Raw genomic sequence first — 20129 nt, 5'->3', positions numbered from 1 at the left:
GATTTAAGTCAAGCTTGCCTCGTGGCATTTAATAATTTTTTGTTATAATCCTTTAAAATTTTAAAAGGCCTAAAATGAATGAAAGAACGATTATTTTAGAGATGTTAAAGATGCAGCAAAGCCTAAATGATGAGACAAATGGGCTTGGCTGGGAAAATGGTTATACTAATAAAAATAAATTAATCAGCTGGAGGCGCTGCATATATATGGAGTGCGCTGAGCTAATCGATAGCTTTGCATGGAAGCACTGGAAGAGCATTGATGCTAAGACTGATGAGCAAAATTTGCGCATAGAAGTTGTTGATATTTGGCACTTTATTATGAGTCTAGCTTTACAAATTTATAAATCAAAACAGCTTGGAGATATAGAAACTTTGGCCGATGATATTTGCCAATCAAGCGGATTTAGTGAGTTTTGCAAAGAGCCACTAAAGATCGAAGACGAGAGCATTTATGAGATAATGAATGATGTTGAAATGCTTATACATGAGTGTAGCGGGTTTGACTACGATATATTTGATATTTTAAAAATTTACTTCTCTATGTCTTTAAAATGTGGCGTAAATTTATACTCACTTTATGAGTGCTACATCGCTAAAAACGTGCTAAATCGCTTCCGTCAAAATAATGGCTACAAAGAAGGCAGCTATAAGAAAAATTGGAACGGACGCGAAGATAATGAAGTGATGAGTGAAATTTTGTCAAATGGCGTTAGCAAGATTGATGAAATTTATGCCGCACTTGAGCACGAGTATAAAAAGGTGAAATGATAAACCTTCTTCGCCTTGGTTTTAAAGATTTTTTTACAGCCAAATTTATAGTGCTATCCATCTTGCCACTTTTCCTTAGCATTTTTAGTCTTGCGTGGCTTACGATCTGGAGCGGCGGTGAGATATTTGATCTTTTAAGTGATAGCGCCAAAAATGAGAATTTTGCCTTTTTAGAGCCAAACTCGGCGCTCTCTTTTATCGCTATTAAAATTTTAAGCTTTAGCGCCACAAAATGGATAGTTAGTATACTTTTTTATATTCTGAGCACCTTTTTAACGATCATTGTTAGCATCGTGATTGCTCTAATCGTAGCTGGCTTTTTAACGCCGGTTGTGGCTAAAGAGATAAACAAAAGACACTACAACTACGTGCTTAAAAGCGAGGTTAGCACGGCTAGAGTGCTAAAGGTGATGATGATTGAGATCATGAAATTTCTTGGGATATTGCTCGTTTGCCTACCGCTTTTATTTGTACCAGTCTTAAATTTTTTCATCATAAACGTGCCGTTTTTTTATATCTATTACAAACTTTTACTGATAGACGTTGGCTCAAACACTCTTGATAGTGATAAATTTGAGCTAGCACTGCTTGAAGGCGGCGGGATAAAATTTATAGCTTTTACACTTTTGTTTTATCTCATCTCGCTTGTGCCGCTTGTGGGGCTATTTTTTCAGCTTTATTTCGTGATAGTCTTGTCGCACCTCTTTTTTGAGAGAGAGGCGCTTATAAAAATTTAGAGCCAGAAGGCCCTAAATTTACGCATAGTAAGATACTTTGTTGCTCTCATCAAGCAATGTATCAAATAGCCTTTTTGTAGCACTTAGTAGATTTTTATTTGCATCATTTTTAGCTAGAAGCTCGTCAAACATCTTTAGCATATTGTCATTTATGAAATTTTTGTGATTTAGATCTTTTGCGGTAGGCAACATTTGCTTGATCTTGTTTGAAAGATCACTTATGCTTTGGCTACTACCAGCGATCTTGTCGCCCTCTTTGACGTTTTTCATAAATTCATCAACTTGTGGGCGAATTTGCTTCATCGCCTCTTCGATCTCTTTCATATCTTGCTCGTCTATGCCGTTTCCTTTATATAAAAACTCATAGCCGTATTCGTGCGTGAGAGCAAGACTTCTTTGGCTAGAAGTGCCATTTTTCTGGCTGGAAAACTCCAAACTTTTGTTGTCATACATCGAAAAGCTTATCTCATCGCCTGAGCTAGTTTTCATCGAAAAGCTCATGTTGTTGTAGCTTCCTTGAGAGTAAAAATTTGTTTGCATTTTTAAATCCTTTTGAGGCTAAATCGGCAAATTTTTAATTTCATAAAGCAAAATTTTGTAAAATGCGTCAAAAAAGGACGGGCGATGTGTTGTTTTGGGACTAGGATCTTTTTGCTGATGCTTATCACTGTTTTAAGCTTCGTTTTTGCTAAGCTTTGGCCTGTTTTGCCAGTCGTTTGCTACTACTTTATACTCGCAAATTTGCTCTCAATTTTGATGTTTTCACTATTTTTTAAAGGGCTTTTGCCAAGCTTTGTAAAAGTAAATGCGATCCACTATTTCTCGCTAATTGGCGGCTTTTTAGGAGCATTTTTAACAATGCTTATTTTTAAAAAAGTAGCAAAGGATAAGTTTAACCTAGTTGAGCTCATCATCTTTTTGATCTGGATTGTTATATTGCTCTTTGTTGTCTTTAAATTTCAAGCCATTCTTGATATTTTTAGAGGAATTTAGATGGATGAGAGAATAGTTAAATTTTTAAAAAAGATGCACCTTGCTAGCGTTTGTGTCGTTGATGATGAGGGGCAGCCTTATGCTTTTAGCGCATTTTACGCCTTTGATGAGGTAAATTTTAGCCTTTTTCTAGCTAGCTCAGATGATAGCTCGCATATCAAATTTTTAAAAAACTCAAAGCTTGTTGCTGGTACGGTTGCTCTTGATACAAAGATCGTTGGCAAGATAGAGGGTGTGCAGTTTCAAGGAGTGATGAGAGAGGCTAAAGAAAACGAAATAGAAATTTATTTCAAAAGATTTTTTTATGCAAAAGCAATGGATCCAAAAATTTGGTGCATAAGCCTTGAAAAGCTTAAATTTACGAGCAATGTTCTTGGTTTTGGCAAAAAGATAAAGTGGGAAAGAAACGATAAAATTTAGACGTTAAGCTTATATAAGCTACAATCATTGAAAAATTAGAAAAAATAAGGAGAATTTATGAAATTTAGCGGAAAAAACGTGCTAATAACAGGTGCAAGTAGAGGTATTGGCGCACAAATCGCAAAAACGATTGCAAATATGGGCTTAAAAGTGTGGATAAATTACCGCTCAAAGCCTGAGATAGCAGACGCTTTGCAGGCTGAGATCGAGCAAAATGGCGGCAAGGCTGCAGTGATAAAATTTGACGCAACTGACGAAGATGAGTTTATAAAAGGTATAAATTTGATAGTCGATAGCGACGGCGAACTAAGCTACCTTGTAAATAACGCTGGCATCACAAACGACAAGCTAGCGCTTCGCATGAAAACTAGCGAATTTACAGATGTGATAAATGCAAATTTAACTTCAGCTTTCATAGGATGTAGAGAGGCTTTAAAAGTGATGAGCAAAAAGCGCTTTGGAGCGGTCGTAAACGTCGCATCTATCGTTGGTGAGATGGGAAATGCTGGACAGGTGAATTATTCAGCCAGCAAGGGCGGACTAATCGCCATGAGCAAGAGCTTTGCAAAAGAGGGCGCAAGCAGAAATATCCGCTTTAATAGCGTAACTCCTGGTTTTATCGAGACTGATATGACGCATGGGCTAAGTGATGAGGTGAAAAAAACTTATAGCGATAATATCCCGCTAAAACGCTTTGGCAGTGCTAGTGAAGTAGCTGAGGCAGTGGCGTTTTTGTTAAGTGATCACGCAAGCTACGTAACTGGAGAGACGCTTAAAATAAATGGCGGACTTTATATGTAGGTAAATTTCAGACAAGTTTTGAAATTTAAAATAAATAAAAGCGTAAATATTATAAGATAACAGACATTTTTTATAAGGAGACCTTAAAATGGCAGTATTTGAAGACGTAAGAGACGTAGTTGTAGAGCAACTAAGTGTAGATCCACAAGCAGTAAAATTAGAGTCTAAAATCATTGAGGATTTAGGCGCTGATTCACTTGATGTTGTAGAACTAGTTATGGCTTTAGAAGAGAAATTTGAAGTAGAAATTCCTGATAGCGAAGCAGAGAAATTAATAAGCATTCAAGACGTTGTAAATTATATAGAAAAACTAGGCAAATAATTTAAATTTGCACAGTTTGATTTAAGGAGATGTATTGAAACGAGTCGTTGTAACTGGTATAGGCATGATAAACGCACTTGGTCTTGACAAAGAGAGCTCTTTTAAGGCTATTTGCGAGGGTAAAACAGGCGTGAAAGAGATCACAAGCTTTGATGTAAGTGACTTTCCTGTTAAAATTGCTGCCGAGATAACTGATTTTGATCCAAATAGCATTTTAGACGGCAAAGAGGTGAAAAAAGTAGATCGTTTCATACAGCTTGGCATAAAAGCATCTAATGAAGCTATGGCTGATGCGAATTTTAAAGAGTTTGATGCTCATAAATTTGGCGTTAGCTCGGCAGCTGGCATAGGTGGTTTGCCAAATATTGAGAAAAATTCAATCACATACTTTGAAAAAGGCGTAAAGAGAATTTCACCATTTTTCATTCCATCTGCACTTGTAAATATGCTAGGTGGCATAGTTTCTATAAATCACGGACTTAAGGGTCCAAATTTGTCTAGCGTAACAGCATGTGCAGCAAGCACTCATGCGATATCGCAAGCTGCAAAATGCATTATGATTGGTCAAGCTACAAATATGCTAGTTATCGGCGCTGAGTCTACTATTTGTGGTGTAGGTATAGGTGGTTTTGCAGCAATGAAAGCTCTCTCAACTAGAAATGATGAACCAAGTAAGGCATCAAGGCCATTTGATGCAAATCGTGATGGTTTTGTAATGGGTGAAGGAGCTGGTGCACTTGTGCTTGAAGAGTATGAGTCAGCTGTTGCAAGAGGTGCTAAAATTTATGCTGAAGTAGTTGGATTTGGTGAGAGCGGAGATGCACACCATATCACATCACCAACACTTGAAGGTCCATTAAGTGCGATGAAACAAGCACTTGATATGGCAAAAGGTGTAAAGATAGATTATGTAAATGCGCACGGTACTTCAACGCCTGTAAATGATAAGAATGAGACTGCGGCACTAAAAGCAGTTTTTGGTGATAAATGTCCACCAGTTAGCTCAACAAAAGGTCAAACCGGACACTGTCTAGGTGGTGCTGGTGCGATCGAGGCTGTTATATCTATAATGGCAATGAGAGATGGTATTATCCCTCCAACGATAAACTACGAAACTCCTGATCCAGAGTGCGATCTAGACTACGTTCCAAATAAAGCTAGAAAAGCTGATATAAAAGCTGTTATGAGCAACTCATTTGGTTTTGGTGGCACAAATGGCGTCGTGATATTTAAAAAGTTGGATTAAGATGTCAAATTATTTAGATTTTGAAAAAAGCATAAAACAAATTGATGAAGATATAGCAAATGCTAAGATCAGAGGCGATGAACATGCTGTTGAAATTTTAAATAAGAATTTATCAAAAGAGATATCAAAAGTATATAAAAATTTAAACGAATATCAACGTTTGCAACTTGCTCGTCACCCAGATAGACCATATTCTATTGATTATATTAATGCACTTTTGATTGATGGATATGAGATTCATGGAGATAGAGCATTTCGAGATGATCCAGCGATAGTTTGTTACATCGGCTATATCGGAGGCAAAAAGACTGTTGTTATAGGCGAGCAAAAAGGCCGTGGCACTAAAAATAAATTAAGAAGAAATTTTGGTATGCCTCATCCTGAGGGTTATCGCAAGGCTCTTAGAGTTGCAAAAATGGCTGAGAAATTTAATCTACCCATTTTATTTCTCATAGACACTCCAGGCGCATATCCAGGTGTTGGAGCTGAAGAGCGAGGACAAAGCGAAGCTATAGCTAGAAATTTATTTGAGTTTGCAAATTTAAAAACTCCAATAATTGCTGTTGTTATTGGCGAAGGTGGAAGTGGTGGCGCATTAGCTATTGGCGTAGCTGATAGACTCGCTATGATGAAAAACTCCGTTTTTTCAGTTATTTCGCCAGAAGGCTGCGCAGCAATACTTTGGAATGACCCAGCTAAACAGGAACAAGCTACAAAATCTATGAAAATAACAGCTGATGATTTAAAAAGTCTATCACTGATTGATGCTGTTATAGATGAGCCGATAAATGGAGCTCATAGAGATAAAGATGGTGCTGCAAAAGTACTTGCAAATTATTTTATCTCAGAGTTAGCTGAGCTTGAAAAGCTTGATATGAATGATCTTGTAGCAAAAAGAATAGAAAAAATTCTCTCTATCGGAGCATTTGAAGAATAAATTTATGGTCACAACAATTTTATAAGAATACTTATCAAATTTGTTTGTGGCATCATCTACTAAAATACTAAAATAATTTAAAAATCAATATAAATTTAATCGCTTTAACGGCTATAATTTTTACACTAGCTTTTTTTATCTTTAAGATTTAAACACTAAAATTGTTAATGTCAAATCCATATAAAGAATATCAATGAATAAATTTCAAGAAAAATATATCACTCTTTCAAAAGAATATTATAAAAATAATGGCAATGCTTCTAGTATTGAGGCACTCTATCAGTTTAAAGAAGAGTTGGAAAATTGTGATGACATTTGCGCAAAGTATGTTTTAGTCGATGTTTATCAGCTTTTATCTATGAGAAAGAGTGCTTACGACTTACTTTTAAAAATACATGACAAAAGTGATAAAAAACAGCTAAAAACACTTGGCTATCTAGTGCAATTCATTGACGAAAATGATAGATGGGCACTACCTCGCCCAAAAAGTAGAGGCCAAATTTTGGCTCAAGAAGATAAAGCCACCACGTTACCAAAATTTATCTACCATCCCAATCCTTTAAAAACTGGCGCATTTAAAGATGATATGAGCATCGTGTGTGAGTGTTGTGGCAAAGATACTGAAGTTTATTATAGTGGTAGCATTTATTGCGAGCAAGATATTTCGTATCTTTGTCCTACTTGTATTTCTAGTGGTAAGGCTGCTAAGAAATTTGACGCTACATTTGTGCAAGATGCTGACAAACTAAATACAAGTGATGCTAAAAAGGATGACGAACTCTTTAGAAGAACCCCGGGCTACGAGAGCTGGCAGGGCGAGCATTGGATAGCTTGTTGTGATGATTATTGCGAATTTTTAGGCGACGTTGGAATAAAAGAGCTTGAAGAAATGGGTATAGCAGACGAGGTCTTTGAGGACTACACAAAAAGAGCCGAATACGACGATAAAATGCTACGCGAACATCTTGTTAAAGCTGGCGATATTGCCGGATATTTGTTTTGTTGTTTGCATTGTAAGAAGTATCATATATACGTTGATGCTTGTTAAAGAGGAAAATATGGATATTGCAAAAATTTCTAAAGGTTGTAAAGAACGTGGGCTGGATGAACTTTTTAAACTTTTGTCGCCACTAGCAAGAAATGCCATAAGGATAGATACGCAAGCTAAAAATGACGATGATATCGCCGTTGGAGCGTCTAAATTTGGCGGTTCGCCAGATCTGCCAGATGGTTTATCGTAGCCTTCAAATGAAAATGGCGCTTTAAGTTTTGTGGCACAGATAAATTTTGCTGAAGCTAGCAAATTTGACATTGACTCACTACTGCCAAAAAGCGGAATGCTCTATCTTTTTTATGATAGAAATTTGCGTGTTTGGGGCTATGATCCTGCCGATAAAAATGGCTTTGCAGTGATCTTTTCTGATGTAAATGATGGGCCACTTTCTCGCAGGAGAGCGGAGAGTTTAGAGGGAGAAAATTCTGTATTTAACGCACGCTTGCTTAGCTTTGAAAATGAGATAAATTTGCCAAATTTACAAAGCTCGATTGTGCCATTTAGCAAAATTAGTGAGGCTGAGTGGGAGGCCTATCACGAGGTTATTGAGCCAAGCTGGCAGGCTAAAGAAAATAAGCTCCTTGGGCACTCCGATAATGTCCAAGATGGTATGGAGCTAGAGTGTGAGCTAGTTACAAATGGGCTTAGTTGCGGTGATAGTAGTGCTTATCACCACCCAAGAATAGCAGAATTTGAGAAAAATGTTGCCCAGTGGCAACTACTTTTACAGATAGATAGTGATGATGAGGGCGATATGGACTGGGACGGAGAGGGCAGAATTTATCTGTGGATAAAGAGGGATGATCTGGTAGCACGCGATTTTAGCAAGACGTGGCTAGTTTTGCAAACAAGTTAAGGCTACCGAATTTATAAAAGATAAAAATTAAAATTTATAGAGAAATTTTATACTAGGGTTACACAATAAATTTTTATTAGCATTATTGGTGCGATTGCCAAAATTCCACCGCCATTTCTACCACTATCTACTTAAATATATAAAATAATCAAAGATGGTAATGCCCAAATTTAGGCAAAATTTAGTAAAATCCTTAAAAAATTTAAAGGCAAAATATGTTTAATGGCTTGATCCGTGAGATCGCACAGGTTGTTAGTTATTCACAAAATATTTTAAGACTAAAGGCAAATTTTCGTCCAAATTTAGGCGATAGCATTGCTGTAAATGGTGCTTGCCTGAGCGTAATAAAACTACATGAAGATGGCTTTAGTGTGGAGCTAAGCGCAGAGAGTAGGGCAAATATTGCGGTTGAAAATTTAAAAGAAAGAGTGCATATCGAGCCAGCTATGAAGCTAGGAGACCGAGTAGATGGGCATTTGATGCAAGGACATATCGATTTTATCGGTAAAATTTCAAATATCAAAAAGAATGAGAATGGGGTTGATTTCTATATCGACCTGCCGTGTGAGGCTATGAGCTTGATGTCAAATAAAGGTTCGGTGGGTGTTGAGGGCGTGAGTCTAACCATAAATGAAATTTTGCCAAAGGGTATAAGGCTTACAATCATACCAATCACTTTTAGAGATAGTCTTTTTTGCACTTTCAAGGTCGGCAGGCGCGTAAATATCGAAAGCGATCTTTTGGCTCGATACGTAGCTAGGCAGCTTTTTTGCAAGCAAGATAGTGGCCTTAGCTGGGATGATGTTGAGCGAATTTCTAGCCTTTATTAGGTGGATAAAATGCGTGAAAATTTAGAGATCGTCTTTGATAAAAATGGCGTATTAGCTGGCTTTACAAATAGATTTGGTGGTGTGAGTGAGGGCGCTTTCGAGAGCTTAAATTTAGCAGATCATGTTGGCGATGATCCACTAAAGGTCGCACAAAATCGTGAAATTTTAGCAACGGCGCTTGGCATTATGCCCGTTAGTTTAAAATTTATGAACCAAATCCACTCAAATAGAGTGGAAATTTTGCAAGATTTTAACGATGATCTACCTCCATGCGATGGTGTGATAACACCATTAAAAGACGTGGCGCTTTGCGTCTTAGTTGCTGACTGTGCGCCTGTTTTGATAATAGATGAACATCTTGGCGTAGTCGCAGCTGTGCATGCGGGGCGTGCAGGCATTACTAGTAAAATTTGCACAAATGCAGTGCGGTTGATGACGAGTGAGTTTGGTTGCCGCGCTAGTAATTTACGCGTATTTATAGGCGCAAATATCAAAGTGCAAAACTACGAAGTAGGCAAGCTAGATCTTGGTGAATTTAACCGATATAAAAATGATGGAAAATTTGATATAAACGCAGCTTTATTAGACGAATTTGCTAAGCTCGGGGTAGAGCAAATATCGCTAGATCCTCGTTGCACTTTTGAGAGAGATGAATTATTCTCATACCGCAAACAGAGTAGGACCGGGCGTTTTTGCGGATTTGTGATGAATAGAGTTGCATCAATAAATACTAAAAAATAAAAGCAAATTTTTAGCTTCATTACTTGCCTGTTAAAATTTGCCAGATAAATTGTATTGAACGTTTTTGATATTTAATTTGATCTAAAAAATGGCTAAATATAATAATTTTTAGCTACAATTTGATATCAAGTCTCAAAAATAACAATAAGGAAAATCATGAAAATAGGTAAAATTTTGACCGCCATTATGTTAACAGGAGCCTTTTATATGGCGCAAGCACACATGTTTTGGGTAAATGGAGCTAATGATGAAAAGCTAGGAAAATTTATCGCAAATATGGGTTATAGCGACGATTTTCCAAAGCTAGAGCCTATTATGGCCGAACGCGTCCATCTTTTTGCGCCAATTACTGTAATAAGTAAAGATGGTAGCAAAAAGAAGCTTACACAAAGTGGCGAGAACTACCGCTATGAGGGCGAAAGATTAGACAAAGGCACATATATCTTACTAGCACAGCAAAATCCTATGTATTCGCTTAAAAAACGTAGTGATGGTAAGTGGCTAATAGACAAAACTAAGCTTGATCTAAAGGATCTAAGCGATATACAGATTTGCCGGCTGATGACGATAACATCTAAGAGAGTCTTAAATTTAGGTGAAACAGACGACTTCGTAACTAAACCTATTGGAGTTAAAATCGAGATCGCACCGCTACAAAACACAGCGGAATTTAGAGTAGATAAGCCTTTTAAATTGCAGGTTTTTGCTGATGGAAAGCCGCTAAAGCGAGCTAAGCTAACTGGTACTTTTGCTGGATTTTTAGATCATAAGCACGCATTTTACGGTATGACAGATGAGCAAGGCATCACTGAAGTGTTAGCTCTAAGACCAGGATTTTGGGTATTTGAAGTTATTTATGAAAGACCTTATCCAGATGCTGCGAAGTGTGATAAAGAGACGTTAAAAACGACGCTTAGTTTTGAGATAAAAGAATAAAAGTTTGATATAAATTTGAGTCCGAATTTATTATAAATTTTTTATAACCACCTTGTAATTTTGAAAGTAGAGAAAGAATGCCTTACGAAAACTTTAAATCAAAAAATCATCTTGTGCTAAAAATCACTACAAATGCAAGAAAATTTGGCGTAGAGACGCTACAAAACGAGGAGTTTGTAAGCATTCTTTTAAATGTCAAGAAGCTTGAAATTTCATCCGAAAAAAGGCAAGCAATGGCAGAAATTTTTGCTAAGTTAATAAAAATCGAAGAAGACTCACAATTAAGTAAATAAACTTTAGTTTAAATTCATATTAGTTTAAGTATAATCCCCCTTTATTTCACACACGACAATCCTAAATTTGGTTGTGCGAAAGCATTAATGGTCGTGGAGGATAAAACTAAATTCAAGGCAAAATGCCTAAAACAAGGAGAAACTCATGGTAACTATGAGAGATTTATTAGAGTGTGGCGTACATTTTGGTCACCAAACACGCCGCTGGAATCCAAAGATGAAAAAATTTATCTTTGGCGAGAGAAAAGGTATCTATATTATAGATCTACAAAAGACTATCCGCTACTTCCGCTACACTTACAACATTGTTCGTGACGCAGCTGCTGAAGGTAAGTCAGTGCTATTTGTTGGTACTAAAAAACAAGCTATCGATGCTATCAAAGAGTACGCTGAAAAATGTGGAATGCCTTATGTAAATCACCGCTGGTTAGGTGGTATGATGACAAATTTTGGTACTATCCGCCAGTCTATCCGCAAACTAGAAGTTATCGAAACTATGGAAGAAGATGGTTCGATAAATTTGTTAACTAAAAAAGAGGCTTTAATGCTTCGCCGCAAAAAAGAGAAGCTTATCGCAACTCTTGGCGGTATCCGCAATATGAAAAGCCTACCTGATATGATATTTGTTGTTGATACAGTTAAAGAAAAGATCGCTGTTCAAGAGGCAAATCGCCTAAAGATCCCAGTTGTAGCACCGATCGATACAAACTGCGATCCTGACGTTGTTGATTATCCGATCCCAGGAAACGATGACGCGATCCGCTCTGTTCAGCTTTTCTGCCAAGAGATGGCTGAAGCAATCAATGAAGGTAAATCACTTCTTGAGCAAGATGGTGGCGAGCAAGTTGCTGGCGAAGAAGTAAGCCAAGATGAAAAAGACGCGGTTGTAGCTGAGGCTATGAGCGAAGAAGACTTTGGCGAGGACGAAGAATAATGGAAATAACTGCACAAATGGTAAAAGAGCTCCGCGAATCAACCGGAGCTGGCATGATGGACTGCAAAAAAGCACTTGGCGAAGCAAATGGTGATATGGAAAAAGCTGTTGATATCCTTCGTGAAAAGGGCCTAGGCCAAGCTGCTAAAAAGGCTGACCGCCTTGCAAGCGAGGGCTTAGTAAGTGTTGAAGTTTGCTCAAAATGCAAAAAAGCAACTATTAGCGAGATCAACTCTGAAACTGACTTCGTTGCTAGAAATCCACAGTTTCAAGCACTTGCAAAAGATGCAACAGCTCACATCCAATCAAGCGGCATAAAAACAGTTGAAGAGCTAAATGCGAGTACTTTAAATGGTGTTAAATTTGAAGATTACTTCAAAACTCAGATCGCAACCATCGGTGAAAACCTTGTAGTTCGTCGCTTTGAGACTATTATTGCTGATGATAAAGGCGTGGTAAATGGTTATGTTCATTCAAATGGCCGTGTTGGTGTACTTATCGGTGCAGCTTGCGAAAGCGTAGAAGTTGCAAATAAAGCAGCTGATTTTATAAGAAATTTATGCATGCATGCAGCTGCTATGAAGCCAAGCGTTATAAGCTACAAAGACCTTGATAAAGATTTTGTTGAGAAAGAATTTATCGCACTTCGCGCTGAGCTTGAAAAAGACAATGAAGAGCTAAAACGCCTAGGTAAGCCACTTCATCACATCCCTGAGTATGCTAGCCGCTGCCAGATAGGTGAGGCTGAGCTTGCAAAAGCTACGAAAGCGATCGAAGAAGAGCTAAAAGCTGAGGGCAAACCTGAGAAAATTTGGGACAAGATCATCCCTGGTAAGATCGAGAGATTTTATGCTGACAACACAGTGCTTGACCAACGCCTTACACTTTTAGGTCAGTTTTATGTAATGGACGATAAAAAGACTATCGAACAAGTTATCGAAGAGAAGAGCAAAGAGCTTGGTGGCAAGATCGAGATTGTAAAATACGTTCGTTTCGAGCTTGGCGAAGGCTTAGAGAAAAAAGTAGATGACTTTGCTGCAGAAGTTGCTGCTCAAATAGGCTAATGGAAATTTTAAGAGCGTCTAATCTAGGCTTTGCGTATGATTATACGCTCTTTAATAATATAAATTTAACTCTCAATCAAAAACAAAGCATCGCGATAACCGGCATTAGCGGTTATGGCAAATCAACACTTTTACACATACTTTCAACACTTTTGAAGCCAAATTTTGGCGAGGTTATTTATCAAGATAGATCGATCTACGAGCTTTCTCAAAATGAGCTTTTGGCTATTAGAAGGCTTCATTTTGGCATTATTTTCCAGTCGCATTATCTTTTTAAAGGATTTAGTGCTTATGAAAATATCGAGCTTGCTAGCATTTTATCTGGTGAAAAGATAGAAAAAAATGATCTTGCATCGCTTAAAATTTTAAATGTGATAAATCAAAAAGTTGGTGAGCTAAGCGGTGGTCAGCAGCAACGTGTTAGTATCGCTAGAGTGCTTACCAAAAAGCCAAAGATCATCTTTGCAGACGAGCCAACGGGCAACCTTGATAAGCAAACAGCAAATGAAGTGATGCAAGTTTTATTTGACTATATAAATGAAAATAACGCTGCCCTTGTTCTAGTAACTCACGACAACGATCTAGCAGCTAAATGCGACAACTCATATAAGCTTGAAAACAAAGAACTTATACAGATTTTTTAAATTTTAAAGATCAAAATTTACTATTTTGTCTTTTAGTATGTTTGTAAATTTAGTCAATTTATAATATAAATTTTTATTAAAAAGCTTTATATAATAGGTAAAATTAGGTAAGACTAAATTGCTTGCCTGATTAATAGAAAGTTTAGACTACCCACCAACATGTTTTGTATTATTCTTATCAGCCTTTTGTTTTAAAAATTCCTCTTCTTCTTTTATAGGGTTATAATCATCTTTCAAAATTTTTTCTTAGTATCAATCTCTTGCTCAAGCATCTTATTTTCATAAATTTTTATATATTGGCTTCCAGTATTCAAGGTAATTTCTAAAGCCAGCGCTATATCCTGCATCATAGTGGTAGCTTACACATTTCAGCTCTTTATTACTGCCAAGAAGTTTTTTATAGTGGGCGTGCATATTTTTTGAGCTCGTGCTGATATTTTATTGCTACCTATCATATTTGTATGGCAGATAGTGCAGCCATTATCACCGATCTCTTTAAATTTGCTAAGATTATCACCTTGATTTTGATGGCAATTAATGCAATCAAAGCTTAGATGCTCGTGACAAGGCTTTAGCTTATGTTTGGCTCTTGGCTTGTCGGAGACTACTATTTTTGTTACGTTTAGATCGTTACTTGTATGTCAATACTAATCTATTAAGATAAATTAATATAAGAAGTGTGCAAATGACTACCAATGCGTTATTCTAAAAGAATTTATAAGTGAATAGTTGGACTTTATATTACTAAAGAAATTTTTGTACTTTATAATGAGGCAACAGGACTTTAAATTTCCTCTTTGATCTTTTTATAAAGCTCCAAAATCTCATCTTTTTTAATGATAAAGCTATTTTTATTTGCTATTAGATAAGCTGAGCTTTGCATGATATCACCAGCGATCTTTAGTCCATTTTGCTTCATGGTTGAGCCAGTCTCGACTACATCAACTATCGCGTCACTTAAGCCAACTAATGGTGCAAGTTCGATCGAGCCATAAAGCTTGATGATCTTTACAGCTACAGCTTGTTTTGTAAAATAATTTCTTGTTATATTTGGCATTTTTGTGGCTATTTTTAGCTCTGGCTGGTTTAGGTCTAGTTCGGAGTCGTTTTTTATGCCAATGCAAACTTTGCATTGTCCGATTTTTAAATCCAGTAGCCTTACAACATTTGGCTTGTGCTCTTCAAGTACGTCAAGTCCCACCACACCAATATCAGCTGCACCTTCAGTGACATAAGTTGGGATATCTTGGTTGCGAACCATTAAAAATCTAAAATTTCCTTCTTCAAGGATTAGTTTTCTATCTTCAAATAAAAAACTTGAACCAAAAATTTTTCTAAAAATTTCTAGTGTTGCCTCGGCTATTCTTCCCTTTGGTAGTGCTACTGTTATCATATTATCATATCTTTCTTTTCAGTTATTAGCTTTTGCATGGCACGAAAAACTAGCATCTTGTCGCAAATAGCATTTTTAAAAAATTTTGACAAAAAATCGCCATCCCCACCAGTAAAATAGACTTTTTTGTCACCGGCTAGCTTATCTAGCAGAGTTATTATTGGTTTAATAATGCCATAACTCACGGCATCAGCTGTTTTTTGTGGTAGTGCATCTATGTCAATTTGTGAATTTATAGTGATATCAAGTCGTGGCGAGATACTTTTGTAGGCATTTAGCATACTTGAAATGCCTGGCAAGATATATCCTCCAAGGTGAATAGAATTTGCCATAATATCAACTGTTATGGCACTTCCAGCATCAACGATTACGCCATTATTTATAGAGTAGCATGCAGCGATTCTATCTACGCCTAGACCTTGATATATTGTATCAATAGTAAAAAATGGTTCTAGATCCACAAACATCTTATTGTCTTTTAAAATATTTAAAATTTCATCATTTACGGATATAAAATATACTTTTTTTTCTGGTTTATAGCTTTTAAACTCAGAAATTTTCATACGTGAGATTTTGCCATCTTCTAAAAATGTAGCGTTTGTATTGCCTATATTACACAAAATCATAACATCGCCAATTATTATCTTGTAGCTCTTTTAAGGCTTTAGAACAAATGCCAGAGCTATAAAATATAGTTTTTTTTCTTAGATTTGTTTGGAATTTCATCTCTATTTTTTTAGAAATTTCTTCAAGCTCCAAAGCCTCTTTGCGTAGCAATCTACTTTTTGCTGTTCTTAAAAAGACAAGATTGTAAAAGCTCTTATTGTCCACTCCCCAAAAGATATCAAGCGTCTTTTTTGTGCTAAATTCACTTGTGTTAAGTTCTTTGATATCTTTTAAAAGGATTTTTTTGGCTTCAAAAAGCTCCCAAATTTTTTGGTTCATTGCCCTAAATTAACAAGCTCATTATCATAATAAAAGGCACCATTGCCCATAAAGCTTTTATCTTTTATCTCATCGCTAAATTCATAAATTTCAGCTCCACTGAGGTCTAAATTTGTCTTTATAACGTAGCCTGTTTTTTCGATTATGTAGAGCTTATTATTGATAATAGTAGCTGCTGAGAAGATGGCAAATTTGAAATTAACTTTATTTTGCTCTTTTAACATAAGATTTGTTCTTACGATCGTACCATCTTTTTTAAAGATATAAATTTCATCGTTATTAACTAATACATCTTTGATCTCTCCGTCATAATAGACTGTTTGGCTTGGGTTGATGACGATAAGTTTTTTTGCTGTAGCTGCTATTAGGTTATCGCCCTCAACGCCTAAGAATATGATGTTATTAAAGAAATTTTCAGAGCTTACGACCACGTCACGTAAAATTCTACCAGTCTCTTTTTGTACTATGTAAATTTTGCCATCTAATGCTGGATAAACGATAAGCGAGCTCATAAAAAATGGTGCTACGATCCTTGAATCAACTGCTGCTATATTAGACGAGCTATATTCCATTATTGTTGTTGCAGTATTTATGTCTATTAGATAGATGTGGTTTGCCGCACTGATAGCTGCTAATAGGTTTTGGTCAAGAGAAGCAGCAACGATTGCTGTTGGAAATTTATTGCTATAAACGCTGTATCCGCTAGGATCTGTCACATTTAGATCGCCATCTATACTAGCTGAGATGATAAAGCCGTTGTTTTCATTTAAGAAATTAAAATTTTCAGGCAACTTAATGTTTGTATTTAGGCCATTTTTGGTGATGATATTGCCGTTGTCAAGAGTGGCACCATTTGCATTTGTTGATTTGATATAAGATGGCATATCTTTTGACAAAGAAATTTTGCCAGAGGTTTGAGCTGGCTCGAAATATTGTCTTTTTGTGCCACATCCACTTAAAACTAAGGCCAAGGCAAAAGCCAAGAAAAGAGTAATTTTTTTCATTATTTTATTCCCTGATAGTGTTTTAAATTTTTAACTAAAGTTTGAAGTTGAGAGTCGAGTGAAATTTTATTAAACTCATCATTTGCTTCTTTGATTTTATTTTGTTTTAAAAGCTCAAAACCTTTTAAGAGCGTGCTATATTCGCTTAAAATTTGAGTGTTTGCATTATCATTTTGTGAAAGAATAATATCTTTTACTATAGGATTTACTTTTAAATTTGCAAGCTCACTAATGCCATCTGTCTCATTTTTATCAAGCTTTTGCTGAAGCGAAAAAAGCGCATATAAATTTGGTTCTTTTTCTTTTAAAATGCTTAAGGCATTTGCATCGCTTGGATTTAAAATGAGCTTTGAGTAAGCCAAATTTGCATCTTCAATTCTATTATCATTTATTATTTTGTTCGAATAAAATCCAATAATTGCAATGACGGCAACAATAATGGCAATTATCATAAATTTTTTATACTTTCTAAAGAAACGCTCACCTTTGATCATGCTTTCTAAAAACTGTTCTTGAGCACCAATCTCTTGTTTTATCTGTGTTAGATCTTCTTTTATAGCCAACGCTTTTCCTTTATTTTTAAAAAATTTTAATTCGCAGATTTTAACATAATTAAATTAAAACTATCCCAAAATTAAAGCTTGAATGTGATATAATGGCTCAAAATTAATTAATAAGGTTACTTATATAATGCAAATAGATGACACTCTTTTAAATAAATTAGAAAAACTTTCTGCCTTACAAATCAGTGATGAAAAAAGAGAAGAAGTAAAAAAACAACTAAGCGAGATTGTATCTTTTGTTGATATTTTAAATGAACTTGATCTAAGTAGCGATGAAGCTGTAGTTAGCTCTATAAAAGGTGGCACACCTTTAAGAGAAGATGAGCCAAGACCAAGTGATGTGATTGATGCGATCTTGAAATACGCTCCTTCACGTGAAGGGCATTTTTTTGCTGTACCAAAAATAATAGAATAATGGTAAAAATATGGATCTAATCGAACAGCTTCAGGCAAAGAATTTAAGTGTAAAAATACCAGAAGATAATAGCCTTAATAATCTTGCTGGCGATATAAAAACACTTTTAAAAACTGTTGTGAGTGATAAGGCAAGCGATCTTCACCTTGTTTCAAGATCTGAGCCGCAAATAAGAGTAGATGGTGCTTTAAAGCCTATTGATTTTGGCGTATTAAGAGGCAAGGATATAGAGAATTTATGTTTTGCTTTGATTACTGATGAACAAAAAAGTGAACTTGAGAATAATAAAGAGCTTGACTTTGCGATCGAGCTTCCAGATATTGGTCGCTTTCGTGGCAACTATTACTATACCATGAATGGTGATTTAGCTGCTGCTTTTCGTATAATCCCAATCAATATCCCATCTCTTGATGAGTTAAATGCCCCACAAATTTTTAAACACATTATTAAGCGTGAAAAAGGTCTTATTTTGGTTACTGGACCGACAGGAAGTGGTAAATCAACAACTCTCGCAGCCATGCTTAATGAGATAAATTTAAATTATAGAAAGCATATTATTACAATTGAGGATCCAGTCGAGTTTGTGCATAACAATAAAAAAGCTCTATTTTCTCATAGAAATATCGGCACTGACGCAACTTCTTACTCAAGGGCTCTAAAATCTGCGGTTCGTGAAGATCCAGATATCATACTTGTAGGCGAGATGAGAGATAGGGAAACGATTTCAACGGCTATTACGGCGGCTGAGACCGGACACTTAGTCTTTGGTACGCTTCACACAAATTCAGCCATTCAAACTATAAATAGGATCGTTGATAGTTTCGATGGGAGCGAGCAATTACAAGTAAGAAATATGCTTAGTGTTTCGCTAACTGCTGTCGTTTCACAAAGCCTGATCCCAAAGATAGGCGGTGGAAGATGCGCGGTGCATGAAATTTTAATAAACAATATGGCTATCTCAAACTTGATACGTGAAAACAAAATACATCAAATTTACTCTCAGATGCAGCTAAATCAACAACAAACTGGTATGAGTACGCAAACCCAGGCTTTGATGAAAGTACTAAAAGAGGGTAAGATTACAAAAGAAAATGCGCTAGCTTATTCAACTGGCCAGCAAGAACTTCAAAATTTAATAGGAACTATATAATGGATTTAGTAACGTGGTTTGATATTATTATTATTGCTCTTGTCTTGATGCTTGGCATAAAAGGCATATTAAATGGACTTATAAAAGAAGCTTTCGGACTTATTGGACTTATCGGCGGCTTAATTATAGCTAGCAGGTTTTCAGATCTATCTGGTGAGTTTATAACTAAAAATATATATAAATTTGAAAATCCTTCATTTTTACAGTTTGTTGCATTTATCTCTCTTTGGCTAGTTTTTTGGCTAGTTTGCTTACTAGTTGGTAAATTTTTATCAAAAATAGTTTCAGTAAGCGGACTTGGTTTTTTGGATAGACTTGGTGGATTTGTTATGGGAAGTGGAAAAATTTTCTTAACATTTTCTGCAGTAGTTGCTGTAGTATCTGGCACTTCGCTAAATAATATAATTGCTCCTTATTTTGCGAACAGTAAAGTTTATCCGGTTTTGATAGAAACTGGCAAATGGATAACAAATCTTGATGTAAAAAATATCAAAAGTGAGTTAGATGAGATAGTGGCAAGACCAATGGATACAAATAAAACTGATGCATTTATCTCAATGGATGCAAATGCTAGTGTAAATACCGACTCTAATATCACAAAAGGGGAATAAAATGATAGAAAATTTAGAATATGATGCGTTGCTTGAGAAATTCAAAAGAGTGCTTCGCGACAATGGTTTAAAATACACGAAACAGCGTGAAATTTTACTAAAAACGCTATATAACAATGGCGAACACTTTACTCCAGAAAGACTTTATCTTTTTATAAAAGAGACACACCCTGAGCTAAATATTGGTATCGCAACTGTTTATAGAACACTAAATCTACTTGAAGAATCAGAAATGGTGACATCAATCAGCTTTGGTTCACAAGGCAAAAAATTTGAGCTTGCCACAAAGCCACATCACGACCATATGATATGCAGAAAGTGCGGCCTTATCATAGAATTTGAAGATCCAATGATAGAAAAAAGACAAATCAGTATCGCAAAAGATCATGGCTTTAAACTAACTGGCCATATGATGCAGCTTTATGGAATTTGTGAAAAATGCTCAAAAAATAATATAAAGGGAAAGTAAG

Annotated in this window: 28 protein-coding genes and 1 pseudogene; 22 read left to right on the top strand and 7 right to left on the bottom strand. The window is 36.0% G+C overall.

Annotation, left to right across the window (positions count from 1 at the left end; translation table 11 throughout):
* Positions 1-74: 74 nt before the first annotated feature.
* Together CVS95_RS06670 and CVS95_RS06665 are read left to right on the top strand one after the other, a co-directional pair.
* Positions 75-770 carry a dUTP diphosphatase gene (locus CVS95_RS06670; RefSeq protein ID WP_103593656.1) on the top strand — a complete coding sequence of 232 codons (696 nt, stop codon included), beginning with the start codon at positions 75-77 and terminating at the stop codon, positions 768-770.
* Positions 767-1507: an EI24 domain-containing protein gene (locus CVS95_RS06665; RefSeq protein ID WP_107696027.1), complete on the top strand. Its 741-nt coding sequence runs from the start codon at positions 767-769 to the stop codon at positions 1505-1507. Before CVS95_RS06670 ends, CVS95_RS06665 begins: the two co-directional genes overlap by 4 nt.
* Positions 1508-1525: 18 nt before the next feature.
* On the opposite strand, the gene CVS95_RS06660 is transcribed toward CVS95_RS06665, so the two are convergent.
* The gene (locus CVS95_RS06660; protein ID WP_107696026.1) at positions 1526-2047 is read right to left on the bottom strand and encodes an ATP/GTP-binding protein; all 522 of its coding nucleotides are present in this window, start codon (positions 2045-2047) and stop codon (positions 1526-1528) included.
* Between the two features lie 84 nt (positions 2048-2131).
* Here CVS95_RS06660 and CVS95_RS06655 point away from each other — a divergent pair, with 84 nt between their 5' ends.
* From CVS95_RS06655 to CVS95_RS06585, 16 genes and pseudogenes are all read left to right on the top strand, one after another.
* Positions 2132-2500: an L-arabinose ABC transporter gene (locus CVS95_RS06655; protein ID WP_180378707.1), complete on the top strand. Its 369-nt coding sequence runs from the start codon at positions 2132-2134 to the stop codon at positions 2498-2500.
* Positions 2501-2920, top strand: coding sequence for a pyridoxamine 5'-phosphate oxidase family protein (locus CVS95_RS06650; RefSeq protein ID WP_107696025.1), 420 nt, complete (start codon positions 2501-2503; stop codon positions 2918-2920).
* Positions 2921-2977: 57 nt separating this feature from the next.
* On the top strand, positions 2978-3721 hold the full coding sequence (fabG, locus tag CVS95_RS06645) for a 3-oxoacyl-ACP reductase FabG (protein WP_107696024.1): 744 nt from the start codon (positions 2978-2980) through the stop codon (positions 3719-3721).
* A gap of 88 nt (positions 3722-3809) precedes the next feature.
* A complete protein-coding gene (gene acpP, locus CVS95_RS06640) occupies positions 3810-4043 on the top strand; it encodes an acyl carrier protein (protein ID WP_021091725.1) in 234 nt (77 codons plus the stop codon).
* 34 nt (positions 4044-4077) lie between these two features.
* The gene (locus CVS95_RS06635; protein WP_103605042.1) at positions 4078-5289 is read left to right on the top strand and encodes a beta-ketoacyl-ACP synthase II; all 1212 of its coding nucleotides are present in this window, start codon (positions 4078-4080) and stop codon (positions 5287-5289) included.
* Between the two features lies 1 nt (position 5290).
* Positions 5291-6226: an acetyl-CoA carboxylase carboxyl transferase subunit alpha gene (gene accA / locus CVS95_RS06630; RefSeq protein WP_107696023.1), complete on the top strand. Its 936-nt coding sequence runs from the start codon at positions 5291-5293 to the stop codon at positions 6224-6226.
* Between the two features lie 193 nt (positions 6227-6419).
* Positions 6420-7274: a CbrC family protein gene (locus CVS95_RS06625; RefSeq protein ID WP_107696022.1), complete on the top strand. Its 855-nt coding sequence runs from the start codon at positions 6420-6422 to the stop codon at positions 7272-7274.
* Positions 7275-7284: 10 nt separating this feature from the next.
* A complete protein-coding gene (locus CVS95_RS09650; protein ID WP_199906346.1) occupies positions 7285-7467 on the top strand; it encodes a hypothetical protein in 183 nt (60 codons plus the stop codon).
* 12 nt (positions 7468-7479) lie between these two features.
* Positions 7480-8136: pseudogene (locus tag CVS95_RS06620) on the top strand (YwqG family protein); the annotation flags it as partial.
* Positions 8137-8351: 215 nt separating this feature from the next.
* Positions 8352-8966 carry a riboflavin synthase gene (locus CVS95_RS06615; protein WP_107696021.1) on the top strand — a complete coding sequence of 205 codons (615 nt, stop codon included), beginning with the start codon at positions 8352-8354 and terminating at the stop codon, positions 8964-8966.
* Positions 8967-8975: 9 nt separating this feature from the next.
* Entirely contained in the window at positions 8976-9707 is a 732-nt protein-coding gene (pgeF, locus tag CVS95_RS06610; RefSeq protein ID WP_107696020.1) for a peptidoglycan editing factor PgeF, read from the top strand.
* 156 nt (positions 9708-9863) lie between these two features.
* Complete coding sequence (locus tag CVS95_RS06605; protein ID WP_107696019.1) at positions 9864-10643, top strand: DUF4198 domain-containing protein; 780 nt, start codon at positions 9864-9866, stop codon at positions 10641-10643.
* A gap of 77 nt (positions 10644-10720) precedes the next feature.
* Positions 10721-10936: an acetyltransferase gene (locus CVS95_RS06600; RefSeq protein ID WP_107696018.1), complete on the top strand. Its 216-nt coding sequence runs from the start codon at positions 10721-10723 to the stop codon at positions 10934-10936.
* 145 nt (positions 10937-11081) lie between these two features.
* Positions 11082-11870, top strand: a complete 789-nt coding sequence (rpsB, locus tag CVS95_RS06595) for a 30S ribosomal protein S2 (RefSeq protein ID WP_084109563.1) — start codon at positions 11082-11084, stop codon at positions 11868-11870.
* On the top strand, positions 11870-12934 hold the full coding sequence (gene tsf, locus CVS95_RS06590; RefSeq protein ID WP_107696017.1) for a translation elongation factor Ts: 1065 nt from the start codon (positions 11870-11872) through the stop codon (positions 12932-12934). Before rpsB ends, tsf begins: the two co-directional genes overlap by 1 nt.
* A complete protein-coding gene (locus tag CVS95_RS06585; protein WP_107696016.1) occupies positions 12934-13578 on the top strand; it encodes an ABC transporter ATP-binding protein in 645 nt (214 codons plus the stop codon). The genes tsf and CVS95_RS06585 overlap by 1 nt, the downstream gene beginning before the upstream one ends.
* 279 nt (positions 13579-13857) lie before the next feature.
* On the opposite strand, the gene CVS95_RS09905 is transcribed toward CVS95_RS06585, so the two are convergent.
* The 6 genes from CVS95_RS09905 to CVS95_RS06555 form a co-directional block, all read right to left on the bottom strand.
* A complete protein-coding gene (locus CVS95_RS09905; RefSeq protein ID WP_265094523.1) occupies positions 13858-13992 on the bottom strand; it encodes a hypothetical protein in 135 nt (44 codons plus the stop codon).
* A gap of 370 nt (positions 13993-14362) precedes the next feature.
* Complete coding sequence (gene hisG / locus CVS95_RS06575) at positions 14363-14971, bottom strand: ATP phosphoribosyltransferase (protein ID WP_084109560.1); 609 nt, start codon at positions 14969-14971, stop codon at positions 14363-14365.
* Positions 14968-15597, bottom strand: a complete 630-nt coding sequence (locus CVS95_RS06570) for a type III pantothenate kinase (protein WP_084041953.1) — start codon at positions 15595-15597, stop codon at positions 14968-14970. The genes hisG and CVS95_RS06570 overlap by 4 nt, the downstream gene beginning before the upstream one ends.
* The gene (locus tag CVS95_RS06565) at positions 15584-15916 is read right to left on the bottom strand and encodes a hypothetical protein (RefSeq protein WP_107696015.1); all 333 of its coding nucleotides are present in this window, start codon (positions 15914-15916) and stop codon (positions 15584-15586) included. Before CVS95_RS06565 ends, CVS95_RS06570 begins: the two co-directional genes overlap by 14 nt.
* Complete coding sequence (locus tag CVS95_RS06560) at positions 15913-16920, bottom strand: L-seryl-tRNA selenium transferase (protein WP_107696014.1); 1008 nt, start codon at positions 16918-16920, stop codon at positions 15913-15915. Before CVS95_RS06560 ends, CVS95_RS06565 begins: the two co-directional genes overlap by 4 nt.
* On the bottom strand, positions 16920-17483 hold the full coding sequence (locus tag CVS95_RS06555) for a hypothetical protein (RefSeq protein WP_107696013.1): 564 nt from the start codon (positions 17481-17483) through the stop codon (positions 16920-16922). The genes CVS95_RS06560 and CVS95_RS06555 overlap by 1 nt, the downstream gene beginning before the upstream one ends.
* Positions 17484-17610: 127 nt before the next feature.
* Here CVS95_RS06555 and gatC point away from each other — a divergent pair, with 127 nt between their 5' ends.
* Genes gatC through CVS95_RS06535 form a run of 4 tightly spaced genes read left to right on the top strand, consistent with a single transcriptional unit; the run spans position 17611 to position 20128 of the window.
* Entirely contained in the window at positions 17611-17898 is a 288-nt protein-coding gene (gene gatC, locus CVS95_RS06550) for an Asp-tRNA(Asn)/Glu-tRNA(Gln) amidotransferase subunit GatC (RefSeq protein WP_107696012.1), read from the top strand.
* Positions 17899-17908: 10 nt separating this feature from the next.
* The gene (locus CVS95_RS06545; protein WP_107696011.1) at positions 17909-19048 is read left to right on the top strand and encodes a type IV pilus twitching motility protein PilT; all 1140 of its coding nucleotides are present in this window, start codon (positions 17909-17911) and stop codon (positions 19046-19048) included.
* Positions 19048-19659, top strand: coding sequence for a CvpA family protein (locus CVS95_RS06540; protein WP_103577000.1), 612 nt, complete (start codon positions 19048-19050; stop codon positions 19657-19659). The genes CVS95_RS06545 and CVS95_RS06540 overlap by 1 nt, the downstream gene beginning before the upstream one ends.
* Before the next feature lies 1 nt (position 19660).
* A complete protein-coding gene (locus tag CVS95_RS06535) occupies positions 19661-20128 on the top strand; it encodes a Fur family transcriptional regulator (protein WP_021091630.1) in 468 nt (155 codons plus the stop codon).
* Position 20129: the final 1 nt, after the last annotated feature.

This window comes from Campylobacter concisus, from assembly GCF_003048905.1.
Classification (GTDB): Bacteria; Campylobacterota; Campylobacteria; order Campylobacterales; family Campylobacteraceae; genus Campylobacter_A; species Campylobacter_A concisus_V.
Note: the sequence above shows the minus strand (reverse complement) of the source record. Positions and strands in the feature narration are given on the sequence as shown.